At 66.0% G+C, this 11,969-nt stretch carries 13 protein-coding genes and 1 other RNA gene; 6 read left to right on the plus strand and 8 right to left on the minus strand.

Annotated elements, in window-relative coordinates; all coding sequences use genetic code 11:
* Window positions 1–41 precede the first annotated feature (41 nt).
* Window positions 42–926: a protease modulator HflC gene (locus tag WDC82_RS00945; RefSeq protein ID WP_340115356.1), complete on the minus strand. Its 885-nt coding sequence runs from the start codon at window positions 924–926 to the stop codon at window positions 42–44.
* 13 nt (window positions 927–939) lie between these two features.
* The gene (gene hflK, locus WDC82_RS00950) at window positions 940–2,088 is read right to left on the minus strand and encodes an FtsH protease activity modulator HflK (protein ID WP_340115357.1); all 1,149 of its coding nucleotides are present in this window, start codon (window positions 2,086–2,088) and stop codon (window positions 940–942) included.
* A gap of 163 nt (window positions 2,089–2,251) precedes the next feature.
* Between hflK and apbC the strand changes: the two genes are divergently transcribed.
* Together apbC and WDC82_RS00960 are read left to right on the plus strand one after the other, a co-directional pair.
* Window positions 2,252–3,403 (plus strand): iron-sulfur cluster carrier protein ApbC, encoded by a 1,152-nt coding sequence (gene apbC, locus WDC82_RS00955; RefSeq protein ID WP_340115358.1) that lies wholly within the window; start codon window positions 2,252–2,254, stop codon window positions 3,401–3,403.
* Between the two features lie 109 nt (window positions 3,404–3,512).
* Window positions 3,513–3,989 carry a YHS domain-containing (seleno)protein gene (locus tag WDC82_RS00960; protein WP_340115359.1) on the plus strand — a complete coding sequence of 159 codons (477 nt, stop codon included), beginning with the start codon at window positions 3,513–3,515 and terminating at the stop codon, window positions 3,987–3,989.
* A gap of 78 nt (window positions 3,990–4,067) precedes the next feature.
* Here WDC82_RS00960 and WDC82_RS00965 read toward each other — a convergent pair whose 3' ends face one another.
* The 3 genes from WDC82_RS00965 to WDC82_RS00975 all read right to left on the minus strand — a co-directional run bounded on the left by WDC82_RS00965 (window position 4,068) and on the right by WDC82_RS00975 (window position 5,942).
* Window positions 4,068–4,484 carry an SRPBCC family protein gene (locus tag WDC82_RS00965; RefSeq protein ID WP_340115360.1) on the minus strand — a complete coding sequence of 139 codons (417 nt, stop codon included), beginning with the start codon at window positions 4,482–4,484 and terminating at the stop codon, window positions 4,068–4,070.
* Window positions 4,485–4,582: 98 nt separating this feature from the next.
* Complete coding sequence (locus tag WDC82_RS00970; RefSeq protein WP_370661520.1) at window positions 4,583–5,137, minus strand: dihydrofolate reductase; 555 nt, start codon at window positions 5,135–5,137, stop codon at window positions 4,583–4,585.
* A gap of 10 nt (window positions 5,138–5,147) precedes the next feature.
* Window positions 5,148–5,942, minus strand: a complete 795-nt coding sequence (locus WDC82_RS00975; protein ID WP_340115362.1) for a thymidylate synthase — start codon at window positions 5,940–5,942, stop codon at window positions 5,148–5,150.
* A 117-nt stretch (window positions 5,943–6,059) separates the two neighbouring features.
* Between WDC82_RS00975 and ssrA the strand changes: the two genes are divergently transcribed.
* Both ssrA and WDC82_RS00985 read left to right on the plus strand, forming a co-directional pair.
* Window positions 6,060–6,438, plus strand: a transfer-messenger RNA (tmRNA) gene (gene ssrA / locus WDC82_RS00980).
* Window positions 6,439–6,596: 158 nt separating this feature from the next.
* Window positions 6,597–7,175, plus strand: coding sequence for a ClpXP protease specificity-enhancing factor SspB (locus tag WDC82_RS00985; protein WP_340115363.1), 579 nt, complete (start codon window positions 6,597–6,599; stop codon window positions 7,173–7,175).
* Window positions 7,176–7,247: 72 nt separating this feature from the next.
* Here WDC82_RS00985 and WDC82_RS00990 read toward each other — a convergent pair whose 3' ends face one another.
* Complete coding sequence (locus WDC82_RS00990; protein WP_340115364.1) at window positions 7,248–7,448, minus strand: hypothetical protein; 201 nt, start codon at window positions 7,446–7,448, stop codon at window positions 7,248–7,250.
* Window positions 7,449–7,617: 169 nt separating this feature from the next.
* Between WDC82_RS00990 and WDC82_RS00995 the strand changes: the two genes are divergently transcribed.
* Together WDC82_RS00995 and WDC82_RS01000 are read left to right on the plus strand one after the other, a co-directional pair.
* Entirely contained in the window at window positions 7,618–8,253 is a 636-nt protein-coding gene (locus tag WDC82_RS00995; protein WP_340115365.1) for an alpha/beta fold hydrolase, read from the plus strand.
* 119 nt (window positions 8,254–8,372) lie between these two features.
* Window positions 8,373–9,101, plus strand: coding sequence for a YafY family protein (locus WDC82_RS01000; RefSeq protein ID WP_340115366.1), 729 nt, complete (start codon window positions 8,373–8,375; stop codon window positions 9,099–9,101).
* 93 nt (window positions 9,102–9,194) lie between these two features.
* On the opposite strand, the gene WDC82_RS01005 is transcribed toward WDC82_RS01000, so the two are convergent.
* Window positions 9,195–10,949 carry a methyl-accepting chemotaxis protein gene (locus tag WDC82_RS01005; RefSeq protein WP_340115367.1) on the minus strand — a complete coding sequence of 585 codons (1,755 nt, stop codon included), beginning with the start codon at window positions 10,947–10,949 and terminating at the stop codon, window positions 9,195–9,197.
* Between the two features lie 95 nt (window positions 10,950–11,044).
* Window positions 11,045–11,872, minus strand: coding sequence for a carbonic anhydrase family protein (locus WDC82_RS01010; RefSeq protein WP_340115368.1), 828 nt, complete (start codon window positions 11,870–11,872; stop codon window positions 11,045–11,047).
* Window positions 11,873–11,969 lie beyond the last annotated feature (97 nt).

The raw sequence follows: 11,969 nt of genomic DNA on the forward strand, positions 1-11,969 counted from the left end.
GAAGCCCCCGCCGGCGATAGTGGCGGCGGGGGCGGCGCCGCCTAGCGGGCGGCGCTTCCGTCCCCCTCGCCCTCGTTGAAGAAGCTGAAGAAGTCGCTGTCGGGCGACAGCACCATGTAGGTGCTATCGGCTCCCAACGAGGCGCTGTAGGCCTGCATCGAGCGGTAGAAGTTGAAGAACTCCGGATCCTGGCCATAGGCATTGTTGAGGATCTCGGTGCGCAGTCCTTCACCCTGACCGCGCAGGATGCTCGACTCGCGCTGAGCCTCGGCCCGGATGACCGTCGCCTCACGGTCGGCCGCCGCGGTGATCCTCTGCCCCTGTTCGAAACCCTGGGCTCGGAATTCGGCGGCTTCGCGTTCACGCTCGGAGCGCATGCGGTTGTAGACCGATTCCCGCGTCTCGTCCGGCAGGTCGGCGCGCCGGATGCGCACGTCGACCAGCGCGATGCCGAAGCGCTGGGTCTCCTGGTCCACGTTCTCCCGCAGGTCGCGCAGAATCTGCGTGCGTTCGTCGGAGAGTACCGCGGCGAGCGTCGAGTTACCGAGGATCTGGCGCAGCCGCCCGTTGATGATGGTGCCGAGGCGGCTGCGGGCGGTTTCCTCCGAGCGTACCGTTTGGAAAAACTTCAGCGGATCGGAGATGCGGTAGCGTGCGAAGACGTCGACGATCAGGCGCTTCTGGTCCGACAGCAGGATGTTCTCGCCCGGCGGATCCAGGTTCAGCACGCGCTTTTCGTAGTACTGCACGTTCTGGAACACCGGCACTTTCCAGGACAGTCCGGGTTCGGAGATCACCCGCTTGGGCTCGCCGAACTGCATGACGATAGCCTGTTGCGTTTCGGATACAGTGAACAGCGAGCCGTAGGCGAGCAGGCCGAGGGCGACGACGACGATGCCGATGATGAGGTTGGTGCTCATGCGCATGGTTGTTCTCTCCTCAATTGCCGTTGCCGGAGCCACTGCCGGATTGCCGGCGCAGCTCGTTCAACGGCAAGTAGGGGATCGCGCCACCCTGCTGATTGCCGTCAAGAATCACTTTGTCCGTGTCGCTCAGCACGTCCTGCATGGTCTCCAGGTACATGCGCCGGCGGGTGACGTCGGGATTCTGCTTGTAGGCGTTGTAGACCGAAAGGAAGCGCTGCGCCTCACCTTCGGCCTCGTTCTCCAACTGCTCCTTGTAGGCTTCGGCTTCCTGCACCGTGCGCAGCGCATCGCCGCGGGCACGCGGCAGGATGTCGTTGCGGTACCTGTCGGCCTCGTTGCGCGCCCGGTCGCGGTCCTGCTGGGCACGCAGCACGTCGTTGAAGGCGTCGATCACGTTGCGCGGGGGCTGCACGTCCTGCAGCGCCAGCTCGGTGATCTCGATGCCGGCCTCGTACTCATTGAGGGTGTCTTGCAGCAGCGTTCGCGCCTCCGACTCGACCGTGCCGCGCGCCTCGGTCAGCGCCGGCTGGATGTCGGTGCGGCCGATGATCTCGCGCATGGCGCTTTCGGCGGCGATCTTCACCGTCTGCTCCTGGTCGCGAATGTTGAAGAGGTACTGCCCTGCGTCAGCGATCTTCCACTGCACGGTAAAATCGATGTCGATGATGTTCTGGTCGCCGGTCAGCATCAGGCTTTCTTCTTCGACGTCACGGCGCGCTGTGCGTGCCCGGTCGGTCCCGGCGGCGACGAAGCCGATGTCGATCTGCTGCACCGAGGTGACGCTGGGCGTCAGCACGGTCTCGATGGGCCAGGGAAGATGCCAGTTGAGGCCCGGTTCGGTGGTTTCGACCCACTGCCCGAAGCGCAGCACCACGCCCTGCTCATTGGTCTGTACGCGGTAGACGCCGGTCAGCAGCCAGACACCGACCACAGCCAAGGCGATCAGCAGGTAGGCCGTCTTGCCCAGGCCGCCGCCGCCACCGGGAATCATGGAGCGGAAGCGATCCTGGCCTTTTTTAATGAAATCCTCGAAATCAGGCGGCCGGGGCCCGCCGCCGGAGCCGCCACCGCCGCGGCCCCACGGACCGCCGCCGGGCCCACCAGACCCTCCGCCGCCGCCCCAAGGGCCGCCAGCGCCACCACCTTTATTTTCCCAAGGCATACTGAATTATCCCCGCTTGCCTGTTTTTAAGTACCCTACCGGGTCTGATTCGAGGCTGAAATCCCTAAGCGCCGGTCTTATATCACGGCTGAGCTATTGTTCTAGCCGAGTCTGCCTGCTACCTCCTGCGTGGATATCGGCCCGAACCGGGAGTTTTCAAGGAATGAGTGGCATAAGCGAGGCGGCGGTCCTGGCGGCCCTGAAGACGGTCAAGGAGCCCGGCAAGGGCCAGGACATCGTCAGCCTGGGCATGATTTCCGGCCTCATCGTCAAGGACGGCAACGTCGGCTTCGCCATCGAGGTCGACCCGCGCCAGGGCGCCGCCATGGAGCCGCTGCGCAAGGCCGCCGAGAAGGTCGTGCACGATTTGCAGGGCGTCACGTCGGTCACCGCGGTGCTGACGGCCGAGCGCGCCGCGCCTTCCGGGGCCGGCCAGGCAGCCTCCCAGGGACAGGCTCCGAAGCAGGGTGCAGGCCACAGTCCCGCCAAGGGCCCGGGCGGCACCATGATCCCCGGCATTCGCTCCATCGTCGCGGTGGCCAGCGGCAAGGGCGGCGTCGGCAAGTCCACCGTCACCACCAATCTCGCCCTCGCGCTGGCGCAACAGGGCCTCAAAGTCGGTATCCTGGACGCCGATATTTACGGTCCCTCGCAGCCGCGCATGCTGGGGATCAGCGGGCGGCCGAGCTCGCCCGACGGCAAGATCCTCGATCCGATGGAGAACTACGGCATCAAGTGCATGTCCATGGGCTTCCTGGTCGCCGAGGACACCCCGATGATCTGGCGCGGCCCGATGGTGCAGAGCGCCTTGCAGCAGATGCTGCGCGACGTCGCCTGGGGCGAACTGGACATTCTGGTGGTCGACATGCCGCCGGGCACCGGCGACGCCCAGTTGACCATGGCCCAGCAGGTGCCGCTGACCGGCGCGGTCATCGTCTCGACACCACAGGACATCGCCCTGCTTGACGCGCGCAAAGGCCTCAACATGTTCCGCAAAGTCGACGTGCCGGTGCTCGGCATCGTCGAGAACATGAGCGTCTTCGTCTGCCCCAACTGCGGCCACGAGTCGCACATCTTCAGCCACGGCGGCGCCCGGCGCGAGGCCGACAAGCTGGGCATGGAGTTCCTGGGCGAGATCCCGCTGCACATGGAGATCCGCGAGACCTCCGACGGCGGCCGCCCGGTGGTGGTCTCCAACCCCGACGCGCCCAACGCCAAGGCCTTCACCGCCATCGCCAAGCGGGTATGGGAGAAGGTCGCCGCCCAGATCGGCGCGGGCGGCCCGCGCCAGGCACCCAAGATCGTCATGCAGTAGGACCGCGCCGGGGCGCCCTCGCGCAGATGTGAGGGCCCCTTGATTTGCCGCGGCGGCCTCCGGGCGCCATTCTATGGGGCGAATGAGCCCATCCCCCAGGAGGCCCACGATGTTCGCGCGCAGGTATTCCCGGCGAGGCCTCGCCGCCGCGGCGGTCGCCGCCTCGCTGCTGCTGTCCGCCGCCGCCTTGATTCCCGTCCGCGCCGCCGAGCCGGTGTTCAGCACCGACGGCGTCGCCATCGAGGGCACCGACCCCGTCGCCTATTTCACCGAGGGCAAGCCGGTCGCCGGCAGCCCCGACTTTACCTTTGTTCACGCCGGCGCCACCTGGCGCTTCGCCAGCGCCGCCAACCGCGATGCTTTCGCCGCCGACCCGGCGCGCTACGCCCCGCAGTACGGCGGCTACTGCGCCTGGGCGGTCTCCCAGGGCTACACCGCGCCGACAGTGGCCGAGGCCTGGCACATCGAGGACGGCAAGCTCTACCTCAACTACTCCAGATCGGTGCAACGCCAGTGGTCCGAGGATATCCCCGGCAACATCGGCAAGGCCGACGCCAACTGGCCGGGCCTGAAAGCGGGTCAGTAGATCGGGTTCACGGGGTCCCGGTGAGCCTTGGGGGATCGCCTTTGGCGATTCAAGTCGGCCCCGATCCGCTCCAGGCCCTCAGCCGCCGAACATCTTTTTCAGGTTCTCGAAGCCGGCCTCGTAGATGCCGCTGATCGCGGCCACCGCGTCGCCTTCCGGCGCCCCCTTGGCTTCGAATTCGCTCGACCACTCCACCGAGCAACCCTTGTCGCTGTCGCGCACCCTGAGGGTCGCCGTATAGTTGCTGACCGGCAGCGGGCCGGAGAGGATGGTATAGGTGTAGCGGCGCTCCTTGTCGTCGACCTGCTCCAGCTTTTCCTCGATGCTGCCGCCGCCGACCAGCGACAGCTTGCGCACCGTGCTGCCGTTCTCCTTCTTCAACTCGCTCTTCTCGACAGCCGGATGCCAGTCCGGCAGGGCGTTGAAGTTGCCGATCACCGCCCAGACGGTCTTGGCCGACACCGGCAGAGCGGTGGATGAACTGACCTTGGCCATGGTTCAGGGGCCTCCCTCATTCGTTCTTGGTTATGGCGTTCTCTTGAGACGCGCAGTCTAGGACCGCCCGCGCCGCGCCGACAACCAAGCCGAAAGTGCTAGACCCCCTGACGCCGCTCCAGCACCACGATGGAGAAATCCGGCTGGCCTTCGCCGCCGGAGACCGGCGCGTCGCGGCGCACCTCGCGCCAGAGGGCCGGATCAAGGGCGGGAAAGCGCGTGTCGCCGTCCGGCGCGGCGTGCACTTCGGTCAGGTAGACGCGGCTCGCCAGGGCCAGCGTCTCCTCGTAGATCTGGCCGCCGCCGATCACCATGACCTCGTCGGAGGCGCGTTCGGCCGCCAGATCCTGAGCCCGCTCCAGCGCGGCGGCGACAGTGGGGAAAACCTCGACCCCCTCCGGATGGAAGGCCGTGTCGCGGGTCACCACCAGATTGGGACGGCCCGGCAGCGGCCGGCCGATGGACTGAAAGGTCTTGCGGCCCATCACCACCGGTTTGCCCAGGGTCTGCGCCTTGAAGAACTTCAGATCGCCGGAAAGATGCCACGGCAGGCCGCCTTCGCGCCCGATGACACCGTTGTCGGCACGCGCGACGATCAGCGCAATGGGGAGGGCGGACGGCACGCCCGCCTGCTTCGCGCCCGCCCTGGTCACACGGCGACCATCAAACAGCCACGGGGGCTTTGATGTGCGGATGCGCCTCGTAGCCGACCAGATCGAAGTCCTCGTAGCGGAAGGCGAAGAGGTCCTTGACCGCGGGATTGAGCTTCATGGTCGGCAGCGCCAGGGGCTCACGCTGCAGCTGTAGGTCGGCCTGCTGCTGGTGGTTCACATAGAGGTGCGCATCGCCCAGAGTGTGCACGAAGTCGCCCGGCGCCAGGTTACAGACCTGGGCCACCATCAGGGTGAGCAGCGCATAGGACGCGATGTTGAAAGGCACACCGAGGAAGATGTCGGCGCTGCGCTGGTAGAGCTGGCAGGAAAGCTTCCCCTCGGCCACGTAGAACTGGAACAGGCAGTGGCAGGGCGGCAGCGCCATCTTGTCGACCTCCGCCGGGTTCCAGGCCGATACAATGAGGCGGCGCGAGTCGGGATTGCCCTTCAGCTGCATCAGCAGTTGCGCGATCTGGTCGATGTGGCGGCCGTCGGGCGCCGGCCAGGAGCGCCACTGGGCCCCGTAGACCGGGCCGAGGTCGCCGTTCTCGTCGGCCCATTCGTCCCAGATGTTGACGCCATGCTGCTTCAGGTAGGCGATGTTGGTATCGCCCGCGAGGAACCACAGCAACTCGTGGATGATCGACTTCAGGTGCAGTTTCTTGGTGGTCAGCACCGGAAATCCCTCGGCCAGGTCGAAGCGCATCTGGTGGCCGAACAGGCTCTGGGTGCCGGTGCCGGTACGGTCGCTCTTGTAGACGCCTTCCTCGCGGACCTTGCGGAGGAGATCGAGGTACTGCTTCACGGTGTCCTTTCCTTGGAGGGCCCTTGGCGGGGGCTCGAAGTCGGAGGCAACGGAGTCGCCGGGAGCCATTCTAGCCCAGAAGGCCGCGTTAACCCAGACGGCAGGACGCCCTCTGTAGCCCTTTTATCAAGCAGGTAAAGCGCTTATATTAGCCCTGCCGGCTTGCCGGCTATGGTGCTAAACGGGCCTTTGGAATAAGCGTTACGGACCCGGGGGCAGTACCCGGCGCCTCCACCAATTCCCCTCCAAATCGGCAGAATTCAGGCGTTTCGGAGGGCTCTTTGAGGGGGCGAAATAGGATCGACGTGCGTGGTAAAGAGAGGTTCGGTGCCCGGCATGGTACCGCCGTTATCGGGCCATACTATAGTTGCGAACGACAACTACAGTGAGGCTCGCCTCGCCGCTTAATTGCGGTCGGGTTAGCCGACTCTAAGTCCTAGACCTTCACAAGTGTAGGCGGGGTTCGGGGCGCACCTGGCAACAGAAGCGCCCCACTTCGGGGCGCCGAAGGCAACAGAGGCGCCCAAAAGAGGGCAATACCAACAACAAAGCCGCCCTCGCATCAGGGGAACAGAGACCGCCAGGAATGGAAATGCGTTTCGAAGCCGGAGCGCGATCCGCAACGGGCGGCAGAGGCTGGTCTGGAAGATTGACGTGACCGAGGACATGGCGAGCGACGGGCTGCGATACGATCGCATGGTGGAAGACGCGCTGCGCAGCGTGGTGCGGCGGGCCTTGATCCATATCAGTCGCGAAGGGCTGCCGGGCAACCATCACTTCTACATTACCTTCCGCACCGACCATAAGGACGCCGACATTCCGGCTGCCCTGCGCGATCGCTATCCCGGCGAGATGACCATCGTCCTGCAGCACCAGTTCTGGGGCCTGGAGATCGGCGAGGAGCAGTTCTGCGTGACACTCAGCTTCGCCGACGTGCCGCATCGCCTGGTGGTGCCCTTTGCCGCAGTGACCGCCTTTGCCGATCCCTCGGTGCGCTTCGGCCTGCAATTCGATGTGGAGACGGCCGACACCCTCGCCGGAGGCAACGGGCAGGGCGAAGGCCCGGCGCCGTTCGATAGCCCGGCGGGCCCCAGGGAGCTTCCGGGCGATCTGGCCGCTGAGGACAATGACGCCTTCGGCGACGGCAAGTCAGAGGCAGACGACGAAGAACAGGCCGCCAAGCAACCCGGCGCCGAAAAGGTCGTCACCCTGGACGCATTCCGTAAGAAGTAGCCGGCCCGTAAGACGTAGCCGGCGCCGGCCCAGCCGGTTTCGGCTATCGATGGCGCCGCCGGGCGCTTGCCCCTAGTTGCGCTTGCCCATGGTGGCGGGATCCCAGCGCTTGGTCTTCTTCTGGCCGGGCGCCTTGCCCAGGCTGCCGGCGACAGCGGGGCGCCGCACCAGGCCGACGAACTCCTCGAAACGCCGCTTCAACTCGCCCCGCTCTTCCGCAGTCATCTCGGACTCGGGGATTTCGCTGAGATCACGGTTGCGGATATCGTCCATGGCCTGCTCCTTTACGTTCAGGGGCGCCCGGGAGAATGCGGACCGCGCAAGGCCCGCGCCGGGGACAAGCCCCTGCCTTACCGCTATCATCCCCCGCCTTGGTTAAGGCAATGTTATCGATCCGCTTTTTTGCTCCCGTTTCCCCTAAATCCTCCCCGCCGCAGGTGCCATGAGATCTCCTGAGACCCTCCCCCCGTTCCTGGTCGACGGGCCCGACCGGGCGCCGCTCACCTTCGCCTTCGCCCACGGCGCCGGCGCGCCGATGGACACGCCCTTCATGACCTTCTTCGCCGAGGAACTGGCAGCCCGGGGCTGGCGCGTTGTGCGCTTCGAGTTCCCGTACATGGCTCGGCGGCGGGAGGCGCCCAAGCGGCCGCCGCCCGACCGCCAACCGGTCCTGCTGGAAACCTGGCAGACCGTCATCGCTCACCTCGGGCCGGAAAAGCTGGTCATCGGCGGCAAGTCCATGGGCGGGCGCATGGCCAGCCTGGTCGCCGACGAAACGGGCGTGCGTGGGCTTGCCTGCCTGGGCTACCCCTTCCACCCTGCCGGCAAGCCGGAGCGTCTGCGCACCGAGCATCTGGCCCCCCTCGAGACTCCCTGCCTGATCTGCCAGGGCACCCGCGACGCCCTGGGCAATGCCCAGGAAGTCGCCGCCTATACCCTTTCCCCCGCGATCAGTGTGCACTGGGCGGAAGACGGCGACCATGACCTGAAACCGCGCAAGGCCAGCGGCCGTGACGCCCGCCAGAATTGGGAAGAGGCTGTCGCGGCCTTGGACGGTTTCTTCCACAGCCTGGCCTAACCGACGGCAGGCGTCGCTTTTTAACAAACAACTCAAAATTGTCATCCTACTCCTGACAACATGCTGTCAGGATGTAGTTGCTAGGATGCTTGTCAGGAGGCGGACAGGAGTCGAACGAGATGCGTCGAGCGGACAGGCTATTTCAGATTGTTCAAGAGCTTAGGCGGCGAAAGCTGGTGACCGCCCGCCACCTGGCGACGGTGCTGGAGGTGTCGGAGCGCACGATCTACCGGGACATTCGCGACCTTGCGGCCTCGGGCGTGCCGATCGAGGGCGAGGCCGGGGTCGGCTACGTGCTGCAGCGCGGCTACGACCTGCCGCCGCTGATGTTCACCGAAGAGGAGATCGAGGCCCTGGTGCTGGGTGCCCGGATCATTGAATCCTGGGCCGACCCGGCGCTCGCCAAGGCGGCTGGGGACGTCGTCGCCAAGGTCGAAGCCGTGCTGCCGGAAGAACTGCGCGACCATGTCTCGCGCACGCCGCTGTCGGCACCGGCCGATCACCGCGCCGCGCCCTTGAGCGTCGACGCGGCAGCGATTCGCGCGGCGCTGAGGAGCCGCCACAAATTGCACTTCCACTACTGCAACGCCGAGAGCCTGGCCAGCGAACGCACCGTGCGGCCGCTGGCGCTAGCCTTCTACGGCCCGGTATGGCTGCTGATCGCCTGGTGCGAACTGCGCGGCGACTTCCGCGCCTTCCGCCTGGACCGCATGCGCGAGATGACGGTACTGGAGCAGCGCTTCGCCGAAGAGCGCGGCAAGACGCTGCACGACTTCGTGGTCGCCGACCGCGCCCGCCGCGCCCAGCTGAAAGAAGACGCCGCCGCGCTCGAGCTGGTCGGCGACTGATCCCACGCGCAAACGGCCGCTGGGGCGCGAAGGAGCACCCACCGGCCGCCGCGATAAAGCCCTTAGGGAAGAAAGCCGGCCGCCAGCGTACGATCAGGCCGCGCGCAGGCCGGCGAGGAACTTATCGACCTCGCTGCGCAGCAGTTCCGACTGCCGGGAAAGCTGGCCGGCCGAGTCGAGCACGTCCTTGGCCGCTGCGCCGGTCTGGTCGGTCGCTTCGCGCACGCCCGTGATGTTGCTGGCCACCGCCTCGGTACCGACGGCAGCTTCCTGGACGTTGCGCGAGATTTCCTGGGTCGCGGCATTCTGCTCCTCGACTGCCGCGGCGATGCCGTTGGCGTTCTCGCTGATCCGCTTGATGACCTTCACGATGCCCTCGATCGAGGAGACGGTGCCACCGGTCGCCGACTGCATGCCGGTGACCTGCTGGGCGATCTCCTCGGTCGCCTTGGCGGTCTGCATGGCCAGCGACTTCACTTCGCCGGCAACGACCGCAAAGCCCTTGCCCATCTCGCCGGCGCGCGCCGCCTCGATGGTGGCGTTCAGCGCCAGCAGGTTGGTCTGCTCGGCGATATCCTGGATCAGGCTGACCACGGCGCCGATCTTCTCGGCTGCGTCGGCCAGGCCGGTCACCGAAACATTGGCATGGTCGGCATCGTCGACCGCCTGGCGCGAGACCGTGTTGGTCTCGGCGATCTGGCGTGCGATCTCGGTGATCGACGCGGAGAGTTCCTCGGCCGCCGAAGCGACCGTCTGGACGTTGGTCGAAGCTTCCTCGGAAGCGCTGGCGACCGTGGCCGAGAGTTCGCTGGTCCGCGCCGCCGTGGTCGACATGGACTGGGCCGTCCCCTGCAATTCGGTGGCCGCGGAAGAGACCGTCTGCACCACGCCGCCGACAGCCGCCTCGAAGGCATCGGCCATCTGAAGACGCTGGCGCCGCCGCTCCTGGGTCTGACGGGCTTCCTCCTCGGCGCGCTCGGCTTCCAGGCGCTTCAGCTCCAGGGTCTTGGCCTTGAACACGACGAAGGCTTCCGCGACTTGACCGATCTCGTCGCGGCTCTTCACGTTCACTTCCGCCTCGGTATCGCCGTCGGCCAGGCGGTTCAGCGCGTTCACCACCTGGGAGAGCGGGCGCGCCACTCCGGCCCGGGTGAACCAGATGGCCAGCGCAAAGCCGATGACTGCAGAAACGACGGAGACCAGAGAGATCTGCAGCATCGCTGACTTCTCATGCTCTTCGACCGTGCGCATCGCGCGCAGGGTGAAAGCGTTGATCTGCCCCAGCAGGGCCTCGAACTCATGGTTCAGTTCGGCTTCCTCGGCTTCGATGCCGGAAACCAGCTGGACGGCATCCTCTTGCCGGCCCTCGTGGGTCAGCTTGAAGATTTCAGCGGCATGGTCGTGATAGGCTTGGTGTTCCTGCTCGATACGCTTGAGCGCGGAGAGCACCTCGGCAAACTCCGCCCGCTCTTCTTCCGTGCGGGCGTGGCTCTGGGCCTCCTGGGCCAGGCGCTCGCCTTTCAGAAGCTGCGCTTCAACCTCTTGCGAGAGCGACTCGAAGGCCGCTTCGACCTGCTGGCGTTCCTCTGCGGTGGTCTCGGTCGTGAGTCCGTTCAACCGCATGATACGCTCCAGCAGGATCGCCTGCTCCAGCTGGCTCACCGTGACGCGATTGACCAGTTCGGTCAGCGGCATGTCCTGCTCAGCGACGGCTTCGATTTCGCCGCCGATTCGGGACATCTGCCAGAGGCCGAGGACCGCCACGGTGACCGTCGACAGCAGGCAGATGCCGACGATGCCCAACAGCTTGTACATCACCGAGGAGCCCGGACCGGATCGCTTGCTCACCTGAGAGGCCGATGAATTACCATTGCTGGCCGACATCTTCACTTTCTCCAATCATCCGGCGAAGAGCCGGGTCCCGTTGCCTGAGAAGGCTGCTCTTAGAAGTTCCCCAGAATGAAGCGGCGATGGTGCGGCTGCACAGGACGCGCGTTGGCCGGATAGAGCCGCGCGAACTGGGCGATCTGCCCCGCCGAAACCTCGATCGGATCGCGGAACACGATCCAGTCGACGACCTCCGCGCAGGGCGGCGTCGTCAGCGAGCCGGCATAGCGGTAGCAGGCGCGGTTGTCCGGCAGCATCAGACGGATGTCCACCGCCTCGCTCGACGGCACCTTCTGGCCGGCCTGCGCCGGCATGCGGCGCCATACCTTCATGAGTTCGCCATGCTCGGCTCCGGGAGTAAGAAACACACCCAGGACGGCCAGGTTGCCCTCGGCGCTCTTATGCACGAAATGCACCTCCATCGAGTACGGCCGCCCGTCGACCTGATGCTCGCTGGGGTGATGAAAATGGAACTGTAGAAGTTCGAAGCGCTTGCCGTCGAGGTCGATCCAGCTGCCGGCCGCCGCATTGGCCTGGATCGTGTGGCCGTTGTTGGCCACCTCGAAGGGGGCGGGGGTCCACGAGATCGCCAGATCGTTCAACAGGCTTGGCAGGTGCTGGTCGAGGTTGAGCGGCGACTGCTGCGTGCCGGCGCCGCAGGCGCGATATTCCGGCGAGATGTCTGCCCAACGCTCCGGCCCACCCGGCCCTTCGTAGGACCAATGTCCCGTGCCATGGGTCTCAGGCTTGTCGCCGGCCGGCGGAGCGGCATTGCCGCCGTGAGCCGCCGCGGGCGCCGGCTCGTTGGCCAAGGCCGAAGCGCACATCGGGCAACTGACCACCGCGCCAAGGCTGAGCAGGCGCACAAAATCACGACGCTTCATTTCCAGGTCTTCCTTCGCTTCAACCGGTCTGCAGGGCATGGCCGCCCAGAGGCTGGCGTGAACTTTTCGCCCGGCCAACCGATCTATTATGATTACT

The organism is Pelagibius sp. 7325, assembly GCF_037652055.1.
Taxonomy (GTDB): Bacteria; Pseudomonadota; Alphaproteobacteria; order Kiloniellales; family Kiloniellaceae; genus Pelagibius.

Coding starts and splice junctions, on each gene's coding strand:
- WDC82_RS01000 (WP_340115366.1), top strand. CDS start 8,373: ATGCGTCGAGCGGACAGGCTATTTCAGATTGTTCAAGAGCTTAGGCGG.
- WDC82_RS00995 (WP_340115365.1), top strand. CDS start 7,618: ATGAGATCTCCTGAGACCCTCCCCCCGTTCCTGGTCGACGGGCCCGAC.
- WDC82_RS00965 (WP_340115360.1), bottom strand. CDS start 4,484: ATGGCCAAGGTCAGTTCATCCACCGCTCTGCCGGTGTCGGCCAAGACC.
- apbC (WP_340115358.1), top strand. CDS start 2,252: ATGAGTGGCATAAGCGAGGCGGCGGTCCTGGCGGCCCTGAAGACGGTC.
- WDC82_RS00990 (WP_340115364.1), bottom strand. CDS start 7,448: ATGGACGATATCCGCAACCGTGATCTCAGCGAAATCCCCGAGTCCGAG.
- WDC82_RS01010 (WP_340115368.1), bottom strand. CDS start 11,872: ATGAAGCGTCGTGATTTTGTGCGCCTGCTCAGCCTTGGCGCGGTGGTC.
- WDC82_RS00960 (WP_340115359.1), top strand. CDS start 3,513: ATGTTCGCGCGCAGGTATTCCCGGCGAGGCCTCGCCGCCGCGGCGGTC.
- hflK (WP_340115357.1), bottom strand. CDS start 2,088: ATGCCTTGGGAAAATAAAGGTGGTGGCGCTGGCGGCCCTTGGGGCGGC.
- WDC82_RS00945 (WP_340115356.1), bottom strand. CDS start 926: ATGCGCATGAGCACCAACCTCATCATCGGCATCGTCGTCGTCGCCCTC.